This is a genomic window from Pseudomonas sp. UBA6276, from assembly GCF_002438365.1.
GTDB classification, from domain to species: domain Bacteria; phylum Pseudomonadota; class Gammaproteobacteria; order Pseudomonadales; family Pseudomonadaceae; genus Aquipseudomonas; species Aquipseudomonas coleopterorum.
The window spans coordinates 1-22,634 of the sequence record NZ_DJUS01000189.1; the positions used below are offsets into that span (position 1 = coordinate 1).

The 22,634-nt window shown below is 63.2% G+C and carries 23 protein-coding genes and 2 pseudogenes; all 25 read right to left on the reverse strand.

The genetic code is table 11. The features are described from left to right. A partial coding sequence (locus tag B2V21_RS21185; protein ID WP_286917954.1) for a P-loop NTPase occupies nucleotides 1-167 on the reverse strand: 167 nt, incomplete at its 3' end. A 118-nt stretch (nucleotides 168-285) separates the two neighbouring features. Further along, complete coding sequence (flhF, locus tag B2V21_RS21190; protein WP_282348543.1) at nucleotides 286-1,605, reverse strand: flagellar biosynthesis protein FlhF; 1,320 nt, start codon at nucleotides 1,603-1,605, stop codon at nucleotides 286-288. 11 nt (nucleotides 1,606-1,616) lie between these two features. Beyond that, nucleotides 1,617-3,746: a flagellar biosynthesis protein FlhA gene (gene flhA, locus B2V21_RS21195; RefSeq protein ID WP_049858971.1), complete on the reverse strand. Its 2,130-nt coding sequence runs from the start codon at nucleotides 3,744-3,746 to the stop codon at nucleotides 1,617-1,619. Between the two features lie 240 nt (nucleotides 3,747-3,986). Next, the gene (flhB, locus tag B2V21_RS21200) at nucleotides 3,987-5,123 is read right to left on the reverse strand and encodes a flagellar biosynthesis protein FlhB (protein WP_286917948.1); all 1,137 of its coding nucleotides are present in this window, start codon (nucleotides 5,121-5,123) and stop codon (nucleotides 3,987-3,989) included. A 3-nt stretch (nucleotides 5,124-5,126) separates the two neighbouring features. Beyond that, the gene (gene fliR, locus B2V21_RS21205) at nucleotides 5,127-5,912 is read right to left on the reverse strand and encodes a flagellar biosynthetic protein FliR (RefSeq protein WP_049858785.1); all 786 of its coding nucleotides are present in this window, start codon (nucleotides 5,910-5,912) and stop codon (nucleotides 5,127-5,129) included. Continuing rightward, the gene (fliQ, locus tag B2V21_RS21210) at nucleotides 5,912-6,181 is read right to left on the reverse strand and encodes a flagellar biosynthesis protein FliQ (protein WP_043186065.1); all 270 of its coding nucleotides are present in this window, start codon (nucleotides 6,179-6,181) and stop codon (nucleotides 5,912-5,914) included. The genes fliR and fliQ overlap by 1 nt, the downstream gene beginning before the upstream one ends. Before the next feature lie 138 nt (nucleotides 6,182-6,319). Next, nucleotides 6,320-7,072: a flagellar type III secretion system pore protein FliP gene (gene fliP, locus B2V21_RS21215; RefSeq protein WP_049858786.1), complete on the reverse strand. Its 753-nt coding sequence runs from the start codon at nucleotides 7,070-7,072 to the stop codon at nucleotides 6,320-6,322. Further along, nucleotides 7,072-7,515 (reverse strand): flagellar biosynthetic protein FliO, encoded by a 444-nt coding sequence (fliO, locus tag B2V21_RS21220; RefSeq protein ID WP_049858787.1) that lies wholly within the window; start codon nucleotides 7,513-7,515, stop codon nucleotides 7,072-7,074. The genes fliP and fliO overlap by 1 nt, the downstream gene beginning before the upstream one ends. Then, a complete protein-coding gene (gene fliN / locus B2V21_RS21225) occupies nucleotides 7,515-7,985 on the reverse strand; it encodes a flagellar motor switch protein FliN (RefSeq protein ID WP_049858788.1) in 471 nt (156 codons plus the stop codon). The genes fliO and fliN overlap by 1 nt, the downstream gene beginning before the upstream one ends. Before the next feature lie 42 nt (nucleotides 7,986-8,027). Continuing rightward, nucleotides 8,028-8,638 (reverse strand): annotated as a pseudogene (locus B2V21_RS21230) (FliM/FliN family flagellar motor switch protein); the annotation flags it as partial. A gap of 3 nt (nucleotides 8,639-8,641) precedes the next feature. After that, a pseudogene (locus tag B2V21_RS21695) lies at nucleotides 8,642-8,914 on the reverse strand (flagellar motor switch protein FliM); the annotation flags it as partial. Between the two features lie 9 nt (nucleotides 8,915-8,923). After that, on the reverse strand, nucleotides 8,924-9,433 hold the full coding sequence (gene fliL, locus B2V21_RS21235) for a flagellar basal body-associated protein FliL (RefSeq protein ID WP_282347563.1): 510 nt from the start codon (nucleotides 9,431-9,433) through the stop codon (nucleotides 8,924-8,926). Between the two features lie 131 nt (nucleotides 9,434-9,564). Further along, nucleotides 9,565-10,929, reverse strand: coding sequence for a flagellar hook-length control protein FliK (locus B2V21_RS21240; protein WP_286917949.1), 1,365 nt, complete (start codon nucleotides 10,927-10,929; stop codon nucleotides 9,565-9,567). An 89-nt stretch (nucleotides 10,930-11,018) separates the two neighbouring features. Continuing rightward, nucleotides 11,019-11,312, reverse strand: coding sequence for an Hpt domain-containing protein (locus B2V21_RS21245; protein ID WP_049858972.1), 294 nt, complete (start codon nucleotides 11,310-11,312; stop codon nucleotides 11,019-11,021). 135 nt (nucleotides 11,313-11,447) lie between these two features. Further along, the gene (locus B2V21_RS21250; protein ID WP_286917950.1) at nucleotides 11,448-13,160 is read right to left on the reverse strand and encodes an ATP-binding SpoIIE family protein phosphatase; all 1,713 of its coding nucleotides are present in this window, start codon (nucleotides 13,158-13,160) and stop codon (nucleotides 11,448-11,450) included. After that, nucleotides 13,157-13,474 carry an STAS domain-containing protein gene (locus B2V21_RS21255; RefSeq protein ID WP_282347566.1) on the reverse strand — a complete coding sequence of 106 codons (318 nt, stop codon included), beginning with the start codon at nucleotides 13,472-13,474 and terminating at the stop codon, nucleotides 13,157-13,159. The genes B2V21_RS21250 and B2V21_RS21255 overlap by 4 nt, the downstream gene beginning before the upstream one ends. A gap of 84 nt (nucleotides 13,475-13,558) precedes the next feature. Continuing rightward, nucleotides 13,559-14,008 (reverse strand): flagellar export protein FliJ, encoded by a 450-nt coding sequence (gene fliJ, locus B2V21_RS21260; RefSeq protein WP_049858794.1) that lies wholly within the window; start codon nucleotides 14,006-14,008, stop codon nucleotides 13,559-13,561. Between the two features lie 6 nt (nucleotides 14,009-14,014). After that, nucleotides 14,015-15,373, reverse strand: coding sequence for a flagellar protein export ATPase FliI (gene fliI / locus B2V21_RS21265; protein ID WP_049858795.1), 1,359 nt, complete (start codon nucleotides 15,371-15,373; stop codon nucleotides 14,015-14,017). Beyond that, the gene (gene fliH, locus B2V21_RS21270; protein WP_049858796.1) at nucleotides 15,363-16,130 is read right to left on the reverse strand and encodes a flagellar assembly protein FliH; all 768 of its coding nucleotides are present in this window, start codon (nucleotides 16,128-16,130) and stop codon (nucleotides 15,363-15,365) included. The genes fliI and fliH overlap by 11 nt, the downstream gene beginning before the upstream one ends. Before the next feature lie 99 nt (nucleotides 16,131-16,229). Beyond that, nucleotides 16,230-17,249 carry a flagellar motor switch protein FliG gene (gene fliG / locus B2V21_RS21275; protein WP_043193255.1) on the reverse strand — a complete coding sequence of 340 codons (1,020 nt, stop codon included), beginning with the start codon at nucleotides 17,247-17,249 and terminating at the stop codon, nucleotides 16,230-16,232. After that, entirely contained in the window at nucleotides 17,242-19,029 is a 1,788-nt protein-coding gene (gene fliF / locus B2V21_RS21280; protein ID WP_049858797.1) for a flagellar basal-body MS-ring/collar protein FliF, read from the reverse strand. Before fliF ends, fliG begins: the two co-directional genes overlap by 8 nt. A 14-nt stretch (nucleotides 19,030-19,043) precedes the next feature. Beyond that, nucleotides 19,044-19,370, reverse strand: coding sequence for a flagellar hook-basal body complex protein FliE (gene fliE / locus B2V21_RS21285; protein ID WP_049858798.1), 327 nt, complete (start codon nucleotides 19,368-19,370; stop codon nucleotides 19,044-19,046). 151 nt (nucleotides 19,371-19,521) lie between these two features. Beyond that, complete coding sequence (locus B2V21_RS21290; protein ID WP_286917951.1) at nucleotides 19,522-20,910, reverse strand: sigma-54-dependent transcriptional regulator; 1,389 nt, start codon at nucleotides 20,908-20,910, stop codon at nucleotides 19,522-19,524. Further along, nucleotides 20,907-22,124: a sensor histidine kinase gene (locus tag B2V21_RS21295; RefSeq protein WP_286917952.1), complete on the reverse strand. Its 1,218-nt coding sequence runs from the start codon at nucleotides 22,122-22,124 to the stop codon at nucleotides 20,907-20,909. The genes B2V21_RS21290 and B2V21_RS21295 overlap by 4 nt, the downstream gene beginning before the upstream one ends. Before the next feature lie 227 nt (nucleotides 22,125-22,351). Beyond that, a partial coding sequence (locus tag B2V21_RS21300; protein WP_286917953.1) for a helix-turn-helix domain-containing protein occupies nucleotides 22,352-22,634 on the reverse strand: 283 nt, incomplete at its 5' end.

The following is a 22,634-nucleotide window of genomic DNA, read 5'->3' on the forward strand; positions in this document are numbered from 1 at the left end:
CCCAGCAGCACGTCGACGTTGGCCAGGCCGAGGTCGGCGTCCAGCAACATGACCCGACGGCCGAGTTCGGCCAATGCCAGGGACAAGTTCACTGACACATTTGTCTTGCCGACGCCGCCTTTGCCGCCGGTCACCGCGATCACCTGTACGGGATGCATGCTGCCCATGTTCGTTCTTTACCTTGTCTAGACCGAGGCCACACCAGTGGCTGCCAGTTCGATTGCTCGAGTATTTCCTGGCAACCCTACGATGCAGGAAGATTGTGCTTGCCTAACGTTCTTCACCTCAGCCAACTCGCTTGTCGGGGCTGTGGTAGAGACCCGCGAACATATCGGCCATGGCCTCTTCGCTGGGCTCTTCTTGCATCTGCACGCTCACCGCACGGCTGACCAACTGATGCCGGCGCGGCAGATGCAAGTCGTCGGGAATGCGCGGCCCATCGGTAAGATAGGCAATCGGCAGTTCCTGACTGATGGCCAGGCTCAGCACTTCGCCGAGACAGGCCGTTTCATCGAGTTTGGTCAGGATGCACCCGGCCAGACCGCAACGTTTGTAGCTATGGTAGGCCGCGGTCAGCACCTGCTTCTGGCTGGTAGTCGCCAGGACCAGGTAGTTGCGGGCGTTGATCCCGCGTCCGGCCAGGCTTTCGAGCTGCATGCGCAGGGCCGGATCGCTGGCCTGCAGGCCGGCGGTGTCGATCAATACCACGCGCTTGCGCAGCAGCGGCTCCAGGGCCTGTACCAATGACTGGCCCGGATCCACCTGAGTCACCGAAACGTTGAGAATGCGACCCAGGGTCTTGAGCTGTTCCTGAGCACCGATGCGAAAACTGTCCATGCTCACCAGCGCCACGCTCTGCGAGCCGTACTTGAGCACATAGCGTGCCGCCAGCTTGGCCAGTGTGGTGGTCTTGCCCATCCCCGCCGGGCCGACCATGGCGATCACGCCACCTTCTTCGAGCGGTTCGACGTCCGGCGTGCGAATCATACGCGCCAAGTGCGCCAGCAGCATCCGCCAGGCCTGCCGTGGCTCATGAATTTCACTGGTCAGGCTGAGCAGTTCACGAGCGATCGGGCCAGACAGGCCGATGCGCTGCAAGCGCCGCCAGAGATTGGCCTGGGCCGGCTTGCTGCCCTGCAGCTGCGTCCAGGCCAGGGAGCCCAACTGCACTTCCAGCAACTGGCGCAGACCGTTGAGTTCCGAACGCATGGAATCGAACACGCGCTGGTCGACGGCAGGCTGAGGCGGCGGTGCGGGCTGGGCACGCGCTGGCTCTTCGCGACGCGGCTCCACCAGCGGCTCGGCGGCGGTCAACGGCAGACCGGCGACCAGTTGACGATTGGTGGTGGCGTCGGTCTCGCCACGGGTGCTCAGTTCGGCCTGGGCAGAAACGATGCGCGACTGGGTCTTGCGCAGCTCTTCTTCCAATTCCAGGTTGGGCACACGCGGGGCCAGGGCCGACAACTTGTAGTCCAGCGCAGCGGTCAGCTCGACGCCGCCGGCGATGCGACGGTTGCCGATGATGGCAGCGTCGGCACCCAGCTCATCGCGGACCAATTTCATGGCCTGACGCATGTCGGCGGCGAAAAATCGCTTCACTTGCATAACCCACTACCTCAGCCGTTGGGCCCTACTGTCGCTACGATGGTGACTTGCTTGTTATCAGGGATTTCCTGATAGGCCAGTACGTGAAGGTTGGGGATCGCCAGGCGACCGAAGCGTGACAGCATCGCGCGGACCGGACCGGCCACCAGCAGTATCACCGGTTGGCCCTGCATCTCCTGCCGCTGCGCCGCATCGATCAGGGATCGTTGCAGCTTTTCCGCCATGCTCGGTTCCAGCAAAACGCCTTCTTCCTGACCCTGACCAGCCTTCTGCAGACTATTGAGCAATATCTGTTCCAACCTTGGTTCCAAGGTGATAACTGGCAGCTCCGGCTCAACGCCTACAATGCTTTGCACGATTGCACGGGACAAACCGACCCGTACGGCCTGGACCAGCGCGGCGGTATCTTGACTCCGGTGACCGTTGTTGGCGATCGCTTCGGCGATGCTGCGGATGTCGCGCACAGGCACCTGTTCGGCCAACAGTGCCTGCAACACCTTGAGCAGCGAGGACAGCGAAAGGATTCCCGGCACCAGCTCTTCAGCCAGCTTGGGCGAGCCTTTTGCCAGAACTTGCAGCAATTGTTGCACTTCTTCGTGACCGATCAGCTCGTGGGCGTGCTTCTGCAGAATCTGATTCAAATGCGTGGCCACTACCGTGCTGGCATCTACCACGGTGTAGCCCAGGGACTGCGCCTGGCTGCGCAGGTTGACGTCGATCCATACCGCATCCAAGCCGAACGCCGGATCCTTGGCGGTGATGCCGTTGAGCGAGCCGAACACTTGACCCGGGTTGATCGCCAGTTCGCGATCCGGGTAGATCTCGGCTTCGGCCAGGATCACGCCCATCAGCGTCAAACGATAGGCGCTAGGAGCAAGGTCAAGGTTGTCGCGGATATGAACCGTCGGCATCAAGAAACCGAGGTCCTGGGACAGCTTCTTGCGCACACCCTTGATCCGCGCCAGCAACTGCCCACCCTGGTTGCGGTCCACCAGGGGAATCAGGCGATAGCCGACTTCCAGGCCGATCATGTCGATGGGCGTCACATCGTCCCAGCCCAGCTCCTTGGTTTCCTGGGTGCGCGTCGGCGATGGCAGCAGCTCCTGCTGACGCTGCACTTCGGCCAGGGCCTGGACCTTGACGTCGTTCTGCTTCTTCCACAACAGGTAGGCGGCGCCACCGGCGATGGCACCCAGGGTGATGAAGGCCAGGTGCGGCATGCCGGGCACCATGCCCATGATGGCCATCAGCGCGCCGGAAACGGCCAGCGCCTTGGGCGAGGCGAACATCTGCCGCTGGATCTGCTTGCCCATTTCCTCTGAGCCCGAGGCACGGGTGACCATGATCGCGGCTGCGGTGGAGAGCAGCAGCGAGGGCAACTGCGCCACCAGGCCGTCACCGATGGTCAACAGGGCATACACCTTGCCCGCTTCGGCGAACGGCATGTTGTGTTGCAGCATACCGACCAGCATGCCGCCGATCAGGTTGATGAAGAGGATCAGCAGGCCGGCGATGGCGTCGCCGCGGACGAATTTGCTGGCACCGTCCATCGAGCCGTAGAACTCGGCCTCGGCCGCCACTTCGCCGCGACGCGCCTTGGCCTGGTTCTGGTCGATGAGGCCGGCGTTGAGGTCGGCGTCGATGGCCATCTGCTTGCCGGGCATGGCGTCCAGGGTGAAACGCGCGCTCACTTCCGAGATACGCCCGGCGCCCTTGGTGACCACCACGAAGTTGATGATCATCAGGATGGCGAACACCACGATACCGACGATGTAGTTACCGCCGATCACCACTTCACCGAAGGCCTGGACCACCTTGCCCGCAGCGGCGTGGCCTTCCTGGCCGTGAAGCATGATCACGCGCGTCGACGCCACGTTGAGCGCCAGGCGCAGCAGCGTGGCCACCAGCAGGATGGTCGGGAACACGGCGAAATCCAGCGGCCGCAGGGCGTACACGCACACCAGCAGGACGACGATGGACAAGGCGATGTTGAAGGTGAAGAACACGTCCAGCAGCAGTGCCGGGATCGGCAGCATCATCATCGCCAGCATCACCAGCAACAGCAGCGGCACCCCCAGGTTGCCGCGGCCAAGGCCGACAATGTTGCTGCGAGCGGTGTTGATTAATTGAGAGCGATCCACCGGCATTCCCCACTTCCCCAAGCGAACTTTTGACGCGCCAGGCGTCCTGCCAGGGGGCAGTGCAAGAAGGGGTCCAACTTTTGGCGGAGGGGGTTAAAGATTCTCGCCTTATGGTCGAGTGCTGGGTGTCAGGCGATTCGGCGGTGTGCCCTTCGCGGGCAGAGCCCGCTCCCACAGGGTTGGCACTTGTGGGGGCGGGGCGGGCGGCGAGCCCTCTGCCCGCGAAGGCCGCGGCGCCGTCTAACTGTCTCGCTGCAAATCCGGCGGAATCGGCAGATCCTTCAACGGATCGGGTCGCTTGCCGCGTCCGGCCTGGTACTGGCGAATCTGGTAGACATAGGCGAGCACCTGCGCCACCGCCAGGTACAGCCCGGCCGGGATCTGCTGTTCGATTTCCGTGGAATAGAAGATCGAGCGTGCCAGGGCCGGTGATTCGAGCACCTGGATACGGTGCTCGTTGCCGATCTCGCGAATCTTCAGGGCAATGAAGTCCGAGCCCTTGGCCAGCAGCACCGGGGCATTGCCCTTCTCCGGATCGTACTTGAGCGCCACGGCGTAGTGGGTCGGGTTGGTGATGATCACGTCCGCCTCGGGAATGGCCGTCATCATTCGTCGTTGCGACATCTCGCGCTGCAACTGGCGCACCCGCCCTTTCACCTCGGGACGGCCTTCAGCGTCCTTGTGCTCGTCCTTGACCTCCTGCTTGGTCATCATCAGTTTCTGCTTGCTGCTGTACAGCTGGAACGGCACGTCCACGGCAGCAATCAGCGCCAGCCCGCAGGACATCCACAAAGCGCTCCAGCCGACCAGTTGCACGCTGTGGATGATCGCCATTTCCAGTGGCTCATTGGCGATGGCCAGCAGGTCGGCACGGTCCTTGGCCAGGACAGCTATGGCAACGATGAGGATGATGGCGAACTTGGCCAGGGCCTTCAGCAACTCGGTCAGCGCATGCATGGAAAACATTCGCTTGAGGCCCGCGGCCGGGTTCATGCGGCTGAACTTGGGTGCCATGGAGCTGGCCGCGAACAACCACCCGCCCAATGCAACCGGCCCGATCAGGGCTGCGAGCAGCATCGTTACCAGAATCGGCTGGGTGGCCAGGATCGCCACCTTGCCCGACTGCAGCAGAAAGATGCCCATGTAGCGCTCGTCGAGCAGCACCTCGCGGCTCAGGGTGAAGTTGCTGCGCATCAGCTCCAGCAGGCTCTGCGCCAAATGCCCGCCGAACGCCAGCAGCGCGCCGCACCCGGCGACCATCACGGCCAGGGTGTTGAGCTCCTTGGAACGGGCGATCTCGCCTTTTTCGCGCGAGTCTTTCTTGCGCTTGTCCGTGGGGTCTTCTGTCTTGTCGGCACCGCTTTCGCTTTCGGCCATTGCCTACTCCGCTCGCGCCAATTCGCGCAGCCACTGCAAGGCGTTGGTCGCCAGCGGCTGATACTGGTTGAGGATATCGCCCAGGCTGACCCAGAGGATGAACATCCCCAGCACCAGGGTCAGCGGGAAACCGATGGAAAAGATGTTCAACTGCGGTGCGGCACGGGTCATCACTCCGAAGGCGATGTTGACCACCAGCAAGGCAGTGATGGCAGGCAGCACCAGCAGCACACCGGCACCCAGCACCCAGCCCATGCGCAGCACCACATCCCAGTAATGCGCGGTCAGCAGGCCGCCGCCGATGGGCAACGTGGTGAAGCTCTCGGTCAGCACCTCGAAGATCACCAGATGGCCGTTCATGGACAGGAACACCAGGGTCACCAGCATGCTGAAGAACTGGCCGACCACCGCCACCGATACGCCGTTGGTAGGGTCGACCATGGACGCGAAGGCCATGCCCATCTGGATCGCCAGAATCTGCCCGGCGACCACGAAGGCCTGGAACAGGAACTGCAGGGAGAAGCCGAACAGCGCGCCGATGATGATCTGTTCGGCCACCAGCAGCAGCGCCTGGACACTGATGGCGTCGACCGTCGGCGCGGGCGGCAGCCCCGGCACGATGACCACGGTGATCGCCACGGCAACGTACAGGCGCACCCGCTGCGGCAGCACCTGAGTGCCGAAGATCGGCATGGTCATCAGCATCGCGGCAACCCGGAACAGCGGCAGGATGAAGCTGGCTACCCAGCCACCGATCTGCGCGTCGGTCAGCTGCAGCAATGGCTGCATCAGCCGATCACCTGCGGGATGTTGGAATACAGGGTGGTGATGTACTCCATGAAGGTGCGCACCATCCACGGTCCGATGACGATCAGCGTCACCAGCATGACCAACAGGCGCGGCAGGAAGCTCAGGGTTTGTTCGTTGATCTGCGTGGCCGCCTGGAACATGGCGATGATCAGGCCGACGATCAGGCTCGGCAGCACGAGGATTGCGACCATTACCGTGGTCAGCCACAGCGCTTCGCGAAACAGGTCGACAGCGACTTCCGGGGTCATGGGTTCAGGCTCCTGGACAAGGCAGATCTGGCTTCTTCGCGGGCAGAGCCCGTTCCCACACAATGGGTAGCGCCGCGACTGATGTGGAAGCGGGCTCTGCCTGCGAAGAAGCCCTCGACAACACAGCACATCGCAAAGTCAGACACCACCGAAACTCCCCGCCAGGGTACCGATGATCAGCGCCCAGCCATCGACCAGGACGAACAGCATGATCTTGAACGGCAGCGAGATGATCAGCGGCGAGAGCATCATCATACCCATGGCCATCAGCACACTGGCGACCACCAGGTCGATGATCAGGAACGGAATGAAGATCATGAAGCCGATCTGGAACGCCGTCTTCAGCTCCGAGGTGACGAAGGCCGGTACCAGGATGGTCAGCGGCGCCTGGTCGGCACTGGCGATGTCGGTGCGCTTGGACAGCCGCATGAACAGCTCGAGGTCGCTCTGCCGCGTCTGCGCCAGCATGAAGTCCTTGATCGGACCTTCGGCGCGGGCAACCGCGTCCTGGGCGCTGAGCTGTTCGTTCAGGTAGGGCTGCAGGGCCTGCTGGTTCACCTTGTCGAACACCGGCGCCATGATGAACATGGTCAGGAACAGCGCCATGCCGGTCAGCAACTGGTTGGACGGGGTCTGCTGCAGGCCCAGTGCCTGGCGCAGGATGGAAAAGACGATGATGATGCGGGTGAAACTGGTCATCAGCATGACGAACGCCGGGATGAAACTCAGCGCGGTCATGATCAGCAGGATCTGCAGGTTGACCGAATACTCCTGCTGGCCGTTGGCGCCGCTGGTCATGGTCAACGCCGGAATCTGCAGCGGATCGGCGGCCAGCGCCAAAGGCGCCGCCAACATCAAGGCCAGGGGCAGGACTACGCGCAACGCACCCATCACTTCTTATCCTTCTGGTCCTTGCCCAGCAGTTCCATCAGGCGCTGGGCGAATTCGGGTGTGGCCTGCGTGGTTCGGTCGGGCGGCATGACCGGCGTGCTCATCACGTGCAGGGCGCTGATGCGACCGGGGCTGACGCCCAACAGGATCTGCTCCTCGCCCACCTGCACCAGCACCAGCCGGTCACGCGGACCCAACGCCTTGGCGCCGATCACGTCGATGACCTGCCCCTGACGCGGTGCGACCTGCTGCACGCGGCGCATCAGCCAGGCCAGACCGAAGATCAACGCCACCACGGCCAACAGCCCCAGCACCGTCTGGGTCAATTGACCGGCCAGGCCAGTTCCACCCGACGCCACCACCGGCGCCGCAGCCGGCGCCGCTTCGGGCGCCGCCAGAACGACCATGGGCAGGAGCAGCAGGGCCCACAGAAGGCGGCCCATCACCGCAGCTTCTTGATGCGTTCGCTGGGACTGATCACGTCGGTCAGGCGGATGCCGAACTTCTCGTTGACCACTACCACTTCGCCGTGGGCGATCAACGTCCCGTTGACCAGCACATCCAACGCTTCGCCCGCCAGCCGGTCGAGTTCGATCACCGAACCCTGGTTGAGCTGCAGCAGGTTGCGGATGCTGATGTCGGTCGCCCCGACTTCCATGGAGATGGTCACTGGAATGTCGAGGATCACATCCAGATTCGGCCCATCGAGGGTGACCGGGCCGTTGCCCGACTTGGGCGAACTGCCGAACTCTTCCATGGGCAGGCGCGAGGAAGCGGAACCGCCACGGGCATCGGCGGCCAGCAGCGCATCGATGTCGTCCTGCCCGGCGTCCCCGGACTCACCCAGTGCAGCGGCCCATTCATCGGCGAGCGCCTGGTCTTCGGCGGAAATTGTTTCATCTTGATCAGCCATCAGTGTTCCTCGACGGGCATCTAAATCATCGGATTGAAGCGATCAGCGACGCTCGATCGGTTCGATTACTTGTAAAGCCAGGTTGCCCTTGTGCGAGCCCAGCTTGGCCTTGAACGAAGGTACGCCATTGGCGCGCAGCACCAGCTCTTCCGGCAGTTCCACCGGAATCACGTCGCCGGGCTGCATGTGCAGGATGTCGCGTAGTTTCAGCTGGCGTCGCGCCACGGTGGCGCTCAACGGCACACTGACGTCCAGCACGTCTTCGCGCAGCGCCTTGCTCCAGCGCTCGTCCTGGTCGTCCAGGTCGGACTGGAAGCCGGCATCGAGCATCTCGCGCACCGGCTCGATCATCGAGTACGGCATGGTCACGTGCAGGTCACCGCCACCGCCATCGAGCTCGATGTGGAACGTGGACACCACCACCGCCTCGCTGGGGCCGACGATGTTGGCCATGGCCGGATTGACCTCCGAGTTGATGTACTCGAAGTTGACTTCCATGATCGCCTGCCAGGCCTCCTTCATGTCGAGGAACGCCTGGTCCAGCACCATGCGCACCACGCGCAGCTCGGTCGGGGTGAACTCGCGACCCTCGATCTTGGCGTGGCGACCGTCGCCGCCGAAGAAGTTGTCGACCAGCTTGAACACCAGCTTGGNNACTCGCCGAACTTCATCACCTGCACGCCGCCAACCGCCACATCGGCGGAGCGACGCAACAGGTTGAACATGCTGATACGGGTATAGCGGGCGAAGCGCTCGTTGATCATTTCCAGCGTGGGCATGCGCCCCCGCACGATGCGATCCTGGGTGGTCAGGTCGTAGCTCCTGATACCTCCGGGTTCGCCATTGCCTTCGGTTTGCACCAGGCCATCGTCGACACCATGCAGCAGCGCATCGATCTCGTCCTGGGACAGCAGGTCCTGCACGGCCATGAGTTGTTCCTACTGCAATACGAAGTTAGTGAAGAGCACCTGGTCGATGACTGGCTTGCCCACTTCTTTCTGCGCCACTTCCTGCACACTTGCGGTCGCTTTCTGGCGCAGCATTTCCTGGCCGATCGGCGTGGTCAAGGTATCGAACGGCTGGCCGGAGAAGAGCATGACCAGGTTGTTGCGGATCACCGGGGTGTGCACCTTCAAGGCCTCCATGTCGGCCTTGTCCCGCGCCTGCAGGACAATGCTGACCTGCATGTAGCGATCACGGCCGTTCTGCTTGAAGTTGACCACAAAGGCGGGAGTCATCGATTCGTAGATTGCCGCAGGCTTGACGTTGGTGGCTGCCGCCGGGGTTTCCTCTGCGGGCGCACTGGCGGATTTGTGCATGAAGTACCAGGTGGCGCCCACCGAAAGGCCGACAGCCAGCAACAGGCCTACGACCACCAGGATGATCAGCTTGAGTTTGCCCTTGCCTTCCTTGGCTGCGGGGTCCTTTGCTTCTTCGGTCTTTGCCATGCCAATAATCCGTCACCATTGAGGGGTAAGCGTACCCATGGCGACGATGGAGCAAGGGTTATGCCAACACTCATCGCGACGTGCCTGTGCGGCGCATTGCCAGGATCGACCGGCTGGATCAGGCGGCTGAATCAAGCATAGTAATCCACCGCACTGCTGCCCAGCACCGTGCTGGAGGTCACGGGCTGGACAGCAGCCACCGCAGACTCGCTGGTGTCGATCGCGTCGCCGCCTGAGCGTTCACCAGTGCTGCGGCGACTCTGCTGGGCCTGCTGCTGCTCGCCCTGAGACTGGCGAGACTGGTCGGATACGTTGACATCCAACTGTCCCATGCCCTGCTGGTTGAACATGTCCTTGAGGCGATGCTGCTGGCTTTCCAGCGCCTCGCGTACGCCGATGTGAGCGCTCGAGAAGGTCACCTGTGTCTGCTGGTCGGGTGTGATGTCGACACGAATGTCCAGACGTCCAAGCTCCGCAGGTGTGAGCTGGATATCGGCCGACTTGAGGTTCTGGCTCGACAGGTACATGACCCGATTGACCAGGCCTTCGGTCCATCCTGACTGCTGCATGGCCAGAGGCTGGCCCAGCGGACCGGCCAGCGGTGCCGCACCGCCGGCCTTGGCCGGGGCGGCCTGGGTGAGGGCCTGCAGGCGATCGGCGAAACTGTCGATGTGGCTGTCGCTGGCGGCCGCGTCGGGGTCTTTCAAGCCACTGTCGAGCAAACCGGCAAAGCCGGTATCACCGCCCTCGCCCGCTTCACCTGCCTGCTCCTTACCCATCATCGCCGCCAGACCGTTGACGAAACTGCCCTCCAGACCTCGCTCGTTGGTTGCAGAAGGGTCGGTCGGTGACGTTTGGCTGGCATGTGCGGAGGTGGTGCCATTGTTTTTGGCGGTCTGCTCAAGCGCCAGACGCAGTGCAGGCAGGTCAGCCAGGACGTCCTGGGTCGGATCGAAATCTTCGGACGGGGTATCGGTGTCGCTGTCGGTGAGACTGGCAGCAGTGAGTGCCGCCGGCGGCGCCTGAACCAGCGCAGGGTTGCTGGCCGGGTCGGCAGGGACCGGCGCAGCCGCGGAATCGACCGGCGCAGTCGTCGAGGCGACAGCAGAATCATCCTTATCGTCGGCAGCGGTGACCTTGTCGTCGTCCTTGTCGGCAACCTTGTCGGCCTTACCGGGCTTGTCAGCCTTGTCGATCTTTTCAGGTTTCTCCGGCTTGTCTGCCTTGGCCACTGGCAACTTCTTGCCGCTATCGGCAACCGTCGAGCTGGCTCCGGCAGCTTTGCTGGCAGGAGTAGCCGCCGTTTCCCGTGCAGCCACCGGCGCAGGGTCGGCCTTGGCCTTGACTGTGGTTGCGTGGTTTTGGCGGGCATAGAGATCGGCGAAACGCGGCGACGAATCGGTGTCCGCTGCAGCGGGCTTGGCCGCACCGGTGGCGGAGGCCGCGCGTGCGGCAGCGCCCAGTTGCAGCAGCAGAGGGTTTGAAGCGACAGCCATGAAGATCTCCCCGATACGGTAGCGTTAACGCTGATAGCCTGGAGGAAGCAAGTATCGGGCCATCGGTAGTCAACAGCTGAAGGTGTCGCTCAGTCAGGGAATCGTGCACGCTCTTCGGAGTACAGTTTCAGGACCAGTGCGAACTCGCTGTCGATACGCTGCACGTAGGCGTCCACGCCATCCGGCGTGCCCTGACGGCAGTACTGCTCCAATTCGCTGCACAGTTGCGCCAGGCGCATGGCGCCCATGTTGCTGCTGCTGCCCTTGAAACTGTGGGCAGCATGGCCGAGCTCGACCACATCATGGGATCGATGCAGTTCGTTCAGGCGCAGTTGCGAATCACTGAGGAAGGTATCGAGCAACAGGGGGTATTCATCTTCCATGACATCCTCCAGAGCGGCCAGGGCCGTAGGGTCGACATGGGGCTTTTCCGGCTGTTCATGGCTGGGCTTGTGCACCGTCAGCGGTTCGCCAGCTAGATGTTCGATAGTCACTTGTTCGCTCCTTGATCAAGCCAGTTACGCTTGAGACTCCCAGGTAAATTCAACGTGGACACTGCGTCCGTCTTCCGACCACCCCGAACTGCTGCTGAGCTGGCGGACCAGGTTGACCCCGCGCCCCGACAGCCCATGCACGCTCGGCGCTCTGGCCAGCACCTTGGCCGGATCGAAGCCCTTGCCACTGTCTTCGACCACGATGCGCAGCACGCCGCCAACGCCTTGCGGACGTACCTGCAAGTGTAAGCGTATATAGCCGTCTTCCAAAGCGGCCAGACGCTCGTTGCGCAGTGCGTAGTACCGGGAGAAGCCAGCGGCATCGCGCTTGAGTGCGGAGTCGAGCTCCAGCACGCCATGCTCCAAAGCGTTGGAGTATAGCTCGGCCAACACGCTGTAGAGCTCACCACTCTGCGAGCGCAGACCGTGAATCTCCTGCAACAGTTGCAGGATGTAAGGCAGCGGGTTGAAACGACGCAGGGTGTCGGCCCGAAATTCGAACATGGCCGACCAGTCGAGCGGACTGGATTGACCACTGTCGGAATAGATCAGGCTGGCCGGCGGCTGGCGTTGGGCGTCGATCAAGGCCAGCTGCACCATGCTCACGTCGTCGCGCGATTCACCGCGAAAATCCTCGAGAGCCTGCAGGATGCCTTCGAACAGTGACTCGGGGTCCTTGTGGGTGTCGAATACCCGTTCGAGCCGTTCCACCCCGAAGGATTCGTCCTGCGCATTGCTCGTTTCGATAACGCCGTCGGATAGCAGCAGCACCCGATCACCCGGCGCCAGCGGCCAGACTTCGGTCTGGTCCTCGAAACGGGTAGCTGGCAGTACGCCCAGCGGTAAATGCCGCGATACCAGCGCCACGCGCTTCGAGCCGTCCTGGCGGTGCAGGTAGCCATCGGGCATGCCGCCGTTCCAGACTTCCACGGTGCAACGCTGAAAGCTCAGGCGCAGCAGGGTGGCGCAGCAGAACATGTCCACCGGCAGGATGCGCTTGAGCTTGGCGTTCATCTCGCGCAGTATTTCGGCCAGCCCGTATCCCTTGGCGGTCATGCCGTAGAACACCTCGGCCAGCGGCATGGCCCCCACCGCTGCCGGTAGCCCATGCCCGGTGAAATCGCCGAGCAGCACATGCATGTCGCCCGACGGTGTATAGGCGGCGAGCAGCAGATCACCGTTGAACAGCGCGTAGGGTGATTGCAGATAACGCACGTTGGGCGCATCGAGACAGCCGGAGTGGGCGATCTGATCGAACACCGCCTTGGCCACGCGCTGCTCGTTGAGCAGGTAATCATGGTGACGGGTGATCAGGTCACGCTGCTCCAGCACCGTGGCCTGCAGACGCCGCAGGCGATCCATGGCCTTGATCTTGGCGGCCAGAATCACCTGGTTGTAGGGTTTGGCCAGAAAGTCGTCGCCACCGGCGTCCAGGCAGCGAACCAAGGCCTGCTCTTCGGTCAGCGAAGTCAGGAAAATGATCGGCACCAGCGCCTCGCCGGCCAATTGCTTGATCGTGCGCGCTGCCTCAAAGCCGTCCATCACCGGCATCATGGCGTCGAGCAACACCAGCTGCGGTCGTTGCTGGCGAAACAGTTCGATGGCTTCCTGACCGTTGCTGGCGGTGATCACCGCGTGTCCCTGCCGACGCACGATGCTCGACAGCAGCATGCGGTCGGTCATGTTGTCGTCGGCAATCAGAACCGTCAGTGCTTCCTCATTGACGGGCGGTTTCAAGGGATCTTGAACAACTTGTCGAAGTTGGAGATCGCCAGAATCTTGCGCACGTCGGAGGAAATGTTCGACAGCGTGATATCGGCGTGGTCACCACCGGCGTGGTCGCGCAGCAACAGCAACATGCCCAGTGCCGAGCTGTCCATGTAGGTGGTTTCGTTCAGGTCGACGACATAGCGGGTGGACTTGCCCTCGCGCTCGTAGCTCTCACGAAATTGCTGGTGCAGGCTGAAGTCGAATCGACCCTTGACGGCAATCGATGACGTATTGTTTTCGCCATTGAAACTGTGGCTTACCGAACTCTGGGTTACAGCCATGTAGTAATGCTCCTTGGGTGTGCCGTGCAGGCAAGGTTTAACACTGCATGACGGGGCGTTCAACAGGGTACTGACTAAATCTGACTAGAAGCTGTCGTGCCTGGGCAGTCGCTGCGACAACTCGTCAAGCAAGCGCTGCTCACGCTTGTCCTCCAACTGCCGGGCCTCGAGGATATAGCGCTGGACCAGCTTGCGCAGCCCTTCCACACGAGCATAGGCCTGCTGCCAGGTGGCGCGCGCATTGTTCAGGTTGTTCTGGTGCCATGCAAGGCTCTGGCGCTGCTGGCCGACAGCGGTTTCCAGCTGATTGAGAAAGCGCTGGTAGTTCATCAGCCACTGGCCGGACACACCGCGGCTGCCGTTGTTGATCCACTGCTGCTGATAGTCGTTGCGAAAACGCTCGAGCTCCGCCAGCTTGGCTTCGGCCAGGTTCACCTGCCCCTGAAAATGACCCAGGCGCTGGGCAGCCTTGCGCTCGGTGCTTTCGGCCATCTCCACCACGGGAGCCAGGCGCGCTGCGCGACTCATCGCCATCCGCGCTTACCCCGGCGCCACAGGCGTGAACACCGCAGCCAGGCGCTCGGCGCTGGCCTGCAGGCTTTCATTGTCGTTGAGGCCCTGGCGCAGGTAACGCACCAGCTGCGGTTGCAGGGCGATCGCCAGGTCGGTCTCGCGATCACCGCCCGCGACGTAGGCGCCGACGCTGATCAAGTCGCGGCTCTGCTGATAGCGCGACCACAGTTGCTTGAACTGTTGTGCCTGGCCCAAGTGCTGGGGGCTGACCACGCTGGGCATTACCCGGCTGATCGACGCCTCGATATCGATGGCCGGGTAATGCCCTTCTTCTGCCAGGCGCCGTGACAGCACGATGTGGCCGTCGAGCACGCCTCGCGCCGAGTCGGCGATGGGATCCTGCTGATCGTCGCCCTCGGACAACACGGTATAGAACGCGGTAATCGAGCCACCACCAGCCTCGGCGTTGCCGGCGCGCTCGACCAGCTTGGGCAGCTTGGCGAACACCGAAGGCGGATAGCCCTTGGTCGCCGGCGGCTCGCCAATGGCCAAGGCAATTTCCCGTTGGGCCTGAGCGAAACGGGTCAACGAGTCCATCAGCAGCAGGACGTTCTTGCCCTTGTCGCGAAAATACTCGGCAATGCGCGTGCAGTACATGGCGGCGCGCAGGCGCATCAATGGCGCTTCGTCAGCCGGTGATGCCACCACCACCGAACGGCGCAGCCCCTCCTCGCCCAAGGTATGTTCGATGAACTCCTTGACCTCGCGGCCCCGCTCGCCGATCAGGCCGACGACGATGATGTCGGCTTCGGTAAACCGCGTCATCATGCCCAGCAGCACACTCTTGCCCACACCGGTACCGGCGAACAGACCCAGGCGCTGGCCACGCCCTACGGTCAGCAGGCCGTTGATGCTGCGAATGCCGACATCCAGTGGCTGACTGATGGGGTCGCGCTTGAGTGGGTTGATGGTGGGCCCGTCCATCGGTACCCAGTCCTCGGCCTTCATGCCGCCCTTACCGTCCAGTGCTCGCCCGGCGCCGTCGAGGATGCGCCCAAGCATGCTCATGCCCATCGGTAGACGCCCGGTATCGGCCACCGGCACCACCCGCGCGCCGGGCGCGATGCCGCTGACGCTGCCCACGGGCATCAGGTAGATCTTGCTGCCGGAGAAGCCCATGACTTCCGCTTCGACCTGCACCGGCTGGTCGCTGTCGTCGTTGATCACCACGCAGCGACTGCCCATGGCCGCGCGCAGCCCTTCGGCTTCCAGGGTCAGGCCGACCATGCGCAGCAAGCGCCCTTCGACGATGGGCTGGCGCGGCAGGTCGATGGCCGCCTCGTAGCTGCCCAGGCGCTTGCCGAAGCTGGTGCGATCAAGCTTCATCGGGCGCGTCCAGATCGACGGTGATGTCGGCCGGGGCCGGGTGCATGTTCTGCTCGTGCAACTGATCGAACAATTGCGCAATGGCCTGGGTGATGCGCGTCTCCATGCTCGCATCGATGCGGCTGTGTTCGGTTTCGATACGGCAACCACCAGGCTGTAGCGAGTCGTCTTCCTGGATTCGCCAGTTTTCCTCGTGCTTCTCGCGCAGCGACTTGATCTGCTCGAAGTCCTGAGGGTTGATGAAGATGCGGATATTGTTGGCGCCCATGGGCAGCAACTTCAACGCTTCGCGCAGGACTTTTTCGATCTGGCTGGAATCGGTCACCAACTCGCGGCGGATGACTTGGCGGGCAATGTGGCCCACCAGTTCGACCAGTGATTTCTCGATCTGGGTATCTTGATCAGCAATAGGCGTCAGCAGGTGTCCCAACAGCCGGTCGAACTGGGCAAGCTTGCCAGCCAGCGCGGCTTCGGCTTCCTGACGGACCTTGAGCTGGGTGCTGTGAAAGCCTTCCTTTTCACCGGTAGCGAAGCCCTCGTTGTAGGCCTCCTGGCGAATGGCTTCCAGCTCCTCCAGGGTAATGGGCTGCACCTCATCGAGGGGCACCTCTTCGATTTCCTCGACCGACACGGGCTCCGGCACCACCTCTTCGGCAGGCCGCTCGGGATCGAAGCTGGGCAACGCCCACAGGTCGGCACTGCGCGCGTCGACGGCGCGAATCAGTTCACTGACGGGTTCTTGGGTGGGGCGGGACATGGCTTGCGATTCCTGACGCCTGGGTGCGAAGTGGGGTCGCTCGGAGCCGACCACCCCAAGGCAGCCGGCCTCCACGACAGAGGTCTGGGAGAGGGATGATTAGATCATCTCTTCCCCACCCTTGCCACCGAGCACGATTTCGCCGGCTTCGGCCATGCGCCGAGCAATGGTGAGCACTTCCTTCTGCGCCGACTCGACATCGCTGACTCGCACCGGCCCCTTGGCCTCGAGGTCGTCCCGCAGCAGCTCGGCCGCGCGCTTGGACATGTTCTTGAAGATCTTCTCGCGCACACCCTCGTCGGCGCCCTTGAGCGCCACCACCAGCACGTCCGAGGAAACCTCGCGCAGCAGCGCCTGGATACCGCGGTCGTCGACATCCTTGAGGTTGTTGAAGACGAACATGAGGTCTTCGATCTGCCCGGACAGTTCTTCGTCGACCTCACGGATGGAATCCATCAACTGGCCTTCGGACGAGCTGTCGAGGAAGTTCATGATGTCGGCAGCGCGCTTGACCCCACCCAGGGTCGTCCGGGTGGCGTTGGAATTGCCGGAGAACTGCTTCTCCAGAATGGTGTTGAGTTCTTTCAGCGCTGCCGGCTGTACGGTGTTGAGCGACGATACGCGCAGAATGATGTCCAGCCGCGCCTTGTGCTCGAAATGCGCCAGCACTTCGCCGGCCTGGTCGGGGTCGAGGTAGGCCACGACGATCGACTGGATCTGCGGATGCTCGTAGCGAATGACGTCGGCCACGGCCCGGGGCTCCATCCACTTCAGGCTGTCCAGGCCGCTGGTGTTGCCGCCCAGCAGGATGCGGTCGATCAGGCCATTGGCCTTGTCTTCGCCCAGCGCTGAGGTCAGCATCTTGCGGATGTAGTTGTCGGAACCGACGCCCAGACCGGTCTGATCGCCGACCACGGTGACGAATTCGCTCATCACCTGCTCGACCTGCTCACGGTGCACGTTTCGCATCTGCGCCATGGCCACGCCCACGCGCTGGACCTCCTTGGGGCCCATGTGGCGAAGCACCTGCGCCGCATCGGTTTCACCCAGCGACAGCAGAAGGATGGCGGCCTTGTCGACCTTGGTCAGCTTGGGGGTGACGGCTTGTGAACTACTCATCGGCATTGATCCACTCTTTCACGACCTGGGCCACTCGGCCCGGGTCTTCGGCCACAAGACTCTTGATCGCATTCAACTGGGCGTCATAGCCCTCGGTCGGGCTGGGCAGCAGAATGCTCTGCGGCCCACCCAGGCTGACCCGATCGTTGGCCAGCTCGCCGTCCATGCCCAGGGCGGCCACACCGCCCATCGCGCCGGCGGCGCCGAGTTCGGCATCGCCCGCCTTGCCCTTGCCACCGCCGGTGATGTTGTTCAGCACCGGACGCAGCACGCCGAATACCAGAACCAGGATGAACACCACGCCCAGTACCTGCTTCATGATGTCCCAGAACCAGGGTTCCTTGTAGAACGCAGGTTCGGTGATGACTTCGGCCGAGTTCGGCGCGAACGGTACGTTGATCACGGTCACGCTGTCGCCGCGGCTGGCATCGAAGCCCACGGCGTCCTGAACCAGGCGGGTGAAACGGGCCAACTCCTGAGCGTTCCATGGGGTCATGGTCACGGTACCGTCAGCCGGGTTGACCTTGGCCTGGTCGTCGACCACCACCGCCACCGACAACCGGCTCAGACGACCCTGCTGCTGCTTGGTGTGGCTGATGGAACGGTCCAGCTCGAAATTCTTGGTCGACTGCTGACGCTTGTCGGCCGGATACGGTGCCAGCATCGGTTGGCCGGTGGCCGGGTCCATGATCTGCTGGCCGTTGGCGTCGAGCAGCGGCTGGCCTGGCTGGATGGCGCCTGCGGCTGCCTGCCCCTGAGCGGCATTCTGCGGCGCGGTGGCAGGCCCCGGAGGCTGGTTGCTCAAGGCCCCCGGCACACCCGAAGGGCCCGAACCGCTGGAACGCTGCTCGGTGGTGGACTGCTCGCTGCGCAACGCCGGCTGGTCCGGATTGAACTGCTCGGAGGTCGATTCGACCGCGCTGAAATCCAGGTCTGCCGAAACTTCAGCCTTGAATCGATCGCTGCCCACCACCGGCTGCAGGATGTTCTGCACCCGCTGGGTCAGCATGCTTTCCAGGCGACGGCTGTAGTCGTACTGCTTGCCGGCCATGGTCAACGCGTTGTCTTCCAGCTGCGCCGAAAGCAGCGTGCCCTTCTGGTCGACGACCGAGACGTTCGACTTGTTCAGTTCCGGAACGCTGGTCGCCACCAGATTGACGATGGCCGCCACCTGGCCGGCGTCCAGGGTACGATTGGGGTACATTTCCACCAGGACCGACGCGGTGGGCTTGCGCTCGTCGCGGACGAACACCGAGCTTTTCGGAATGGCCAGGTGCACACGCGCTGCGCGGATGTTGTTCAGGCTGCCGATAGTACGGGCCAGTTCACCTTCCAGGCTGCGGCGATAACGCGCGGTTTCCATGAACTGACTGGTGCCCAGGCCTTGCTCCTTGTCGAGCGATTCGTAGCCGACATTGCCGTCGCTGGGTGCCACGCCGGCCGAGGCCAGGGCAATGCGCGCACGCGACTGATCGTCGGCCTTGACCAGCAAGGCACCGGAGTTGGGCTCCACGGTGTAGGGAATGTTGGCGGTGGTCAGGGTATCGATCACCTGCTTGGTGTCCATGCCCGCCAGGCTGCCGTACAACGGGCGGTAGTCGGGCTGCTGCGACCACAGGACCACGGCGAAGCCGATGGCCACGCTGGCCGCCAGGCCGACCAGCAGGCCGACCTGACGCAGCATGGTCATCTGTGACAGATTCTGCAGGACGGACAGACCCATGAGCGGCGATTTGTTGCCGCTCTTGGCCGGAAGATTGTCGGTGGTCGCTTCAGCCATGACTCAATTCGTCCTCAGACCGGCATCTGCATGATGTCTTGGTAAGCCTGGACCAGTTTGTTGCGCACCTGGGTCAAGGCCTGGAACGAGACGCTGGCTTTCTGCGAGGCGATCATCACGTCGGTGAGGTCGACGCCGCTCTTGCCGATCTCGAAGGCAGTGGCCAACTGGCTGGAGGCACCCTGTACGTCGGCGACCTTGTTGATCGCGCCGCCAAGCATGTCGGCAAAGCTGCTGGCACCGACTTCCGGTGCCGCAACCGCCTTGGGTCTGGCCATGGCGTCCGCCTGCATGGCGCGCATGTCCAGCATCAAGCGGTTGAATTCAATACCTTGGCTCATGGGTAACCCTCTGCGACGACCTGCGTTTTTTTGACACTGCTGCATTCACTACAGAGGTAGTAGCAAGGAGGGTGCCAGTTGCAGTCGCAGGGTGGCGAAACGGATCGGCGGCGACAAATCACCGCACCGACCGTCGCTCATCGGACGGCCTTCAAGAGGCGAACAGGCTGGCCTCCACGTCCATTCCGGCATCGCGCATCTGGGCCAGCTTGTAGCGAAGAGTCCGCGGGCTGATACCCAGGCGCTCGGCGGCTTCCTTGCGCCGACCCCGCTCGCTGCGCAGAGTGTCGATGATCATCTCGAATTCGCGTCGGCGCAGATCGTCCTCCAGCACGCCGGGGAGTGCCTGCGGCTCGACAGGCGCGGGCGCCTGCTCCACCAGGCTCAACGGTGACGACGCAACTGCACCGGCGGGCCCGGCCAGGCAGAAGTCGGCGGCCTGGATCAGGTTACCGTGCTGCAGGATCAACGCACGCTGGATGGCGTTGTCCAGCTCGCGAACATTACCCGGCCAGGGGTGATCGAGCAGGCACTGTTCGGCCGCAGGCGCGAAGCGCACGGGCGCGTGCTTCATCTTGTCGACGTGACGGGCCAGCAACCGTCGGGCCAGCGGCAGAATGTCGCCAGGCCGTTCGCGCAGCGGTGCCCAGGCCAGCGGGAAGACCGAAAGCCGATAGAACAGGTCTTCGCGGAAACGCCCCGCTGCGACGTCTTGCGCAAGGTTGCGGTTGGTGGTGGCGATGACCCGGATGTCCAGGGCAATGGGCTTGCGCGCGCCGACACGTTCGACCTCGCGCTCCTGCAGCACACGCAGCAACTTTGCCTGCAGCCCCAGGGGCATCTCGGAAATCTCGTCGAGCAGCAGCGTACCGCCATCGGCCTGCTCGAACTTGCCGGCCTGGGCCGCAATGGCGCCGGTGAACGCGCCTTTCTCGTGGCCGAACAGGGTGGCTTCGAGCATGTTGTCCGGAATCGCCGCGCAGTTGATGGCAACGAAGGCCTGCTGCGCGCGGTTCGACTGTTGATGGATATAGCGCGCCAGCACTTCCTTGCCGGTACCCGACTCACCGGATATCAGCACGGTGGAATCACTGCGCGCGACCCGCGCGGCCAGCTCGAGCAGAGCCTGACTGGCGGGTTCCAGCGCCACCGGCCCCTGCTCGCTTCCCGCCGGAACCAGACCACGACCATGCCGGGTCACCAGATCGAGCAACGCACTCGGCTCGAACGGCTTGACCAGGTAATCGGCCGCGCCCTGGCGCATGGCATCCACCGCTCGCTCGACCGCGCCATGGGCTGTCATCAGCAACACCGGCAGTTGCGGTTGGCGAGCGCGCAGCAGTGCCAGTAGCTGATGTCCATCGATTCCGGGCATGTTGACGTCGCTGATGACGATGCCAAAGGCTTCGCGTGCCACCGCCAGCAAGGCCTCCTCGGCACAGGTCACCGCTTCGAATTCGAAACCGCCCAGTTCGAGGGTATCGCCCAGCGCCTCGCGCAGGGCACGGTCATCCTCGACCAACAGCACCTTGATGTTCATCGAATGGGCTCCTGCTGAACGACCAGCGGCAAGGTCAAGGTTGCGCAGGTACCCCGCCCGACTCTGGAACGCAAGACCAGGTCACCCTGATGCGCGCGCGCAACGGCCTTGACCACCGATAGGCCGAGCCCGGTTCCGGTGGGCTTGGTGGTGAAGAACGGCTCACCCAGACGCGCCAGGATCGCCGGCGCCATGCCAGGCCCGTCGTCGCTGACGCACAGGCGCAGCGTATCGCCGCGGGTATACAGGTGGATTTTCAGACGGGCCTGACCGTTGCTGGCCTGAATGGCGTTATTCACCAGGTTGAGCACGGCGCCCACCAGGGTGTCCTTGTTGCACAGCAGCTCGCCGGCGTGGCTGTCGCACTGCCAACGCACAGGTACTTCCTGCACATGGGGCTGAGCGGCAGCCTGCAAAGCCTGCAGCAATTGCTTGGGCGCCAAGCGATCCGGAAGCGGCAGCTCGCCGCGGGCGAACACCAGCATGTCGCGCACCTGATGCTCCAGCTCGTGCAGACGCTCCTTGAGGCGGCTGGCGAAACGCTGCTGGGTCTGGACCGGTAAAGGCTTATCGGTCAGGTGGCTGGCGTACAGCAGCGCAGCCGACAGCGGCGTGCGAATCTGGTGGGCGAGCGAAGCCATCATGCGGCCCAGCGACGACAGGCGCTCGCTGCGCGCCACCTCACTCTGCAGCCGACGTGTTTCGGTCAGGTCGGTGAGCAACACCAACTGGCCAGGCTCGGCATCCAGCGAGCGCGTGGCAATCGACAGGCGTCGCCCGTCGATCAAAGAGATCTCGTGGCCGTCATCCCGGCGCGGCGCGAAACTGCGCACGATCACCTCACGCCACAGCTCGCCTTCCAGCGGTGCACCCAGCATTTCCAGGGCTGCCGGGTTGGCCTCGCGTACGTGACCTTGACCATCGATGACGATGACCCCGCCAGGCAACAGATCGAGCAGGTTCTGCAGGCGATTGGCGAGGCGTTCCTTTTCCGCGAGCTCGGCCAGGCGCTGCGCGCTGACCACTTCCAGCTCACCCTTGAGCGCTGCCACACGCTCTTCGAGCAGGCTGTAGGAGTCGCTCAGGCGATCGGACATCTGGTCGAACAGAGCGAAGGCCTGATTCAGACCCTGGCGGCTGTCAGGCTGCGCTGCTGATGCGCTAACGTCGCGATGGGGCTGGGCAGCGGACGGCTGGATAGCGGCCTGTGGCATGGCTCTCTCTCACTTGGCTCACCGTCAAAAACGGTATCGTGACAGGGGCAAAAGCAATAGCCGTGCCGAATGGAACTCCAAAGGCGCAAGTCAGGGGAAAGAATGAGGCGGATGCGCTGGGTTAAAGCCCGCGATTTCAGCGGCTTGGCGCGGTTGACACGAAGTAGCAGATGGGGTGTAAAGCGCGGCCGCTGTCTTGCAAGCAGCGGCCGTTGCAGCCACAGGCGTCAATCGTCTGCCTGTTGCTCTTCGCCCTCACCTTCGCGCCGGCTCATGCCGTACTTGCGCATTTTTTCCACCAGCGTGGTGCGGCGGATGCGCAGGCGCTCGGCAGCCCGGGCGACGATACCGTTGGCATCGTCCAGCGCCTGCTGGATCAAGCCTTGCTCCAGGCCGCCGAGGTAATCCTTCAGGTCCAGGCCTTCAGGCGGCAGCATGGCACTGGAAGCGAAGTCGGGGGTATGGCCGTTGATTGCCACCCGCTCTTCCAGGTCGCTGCGCAGGCTGTCG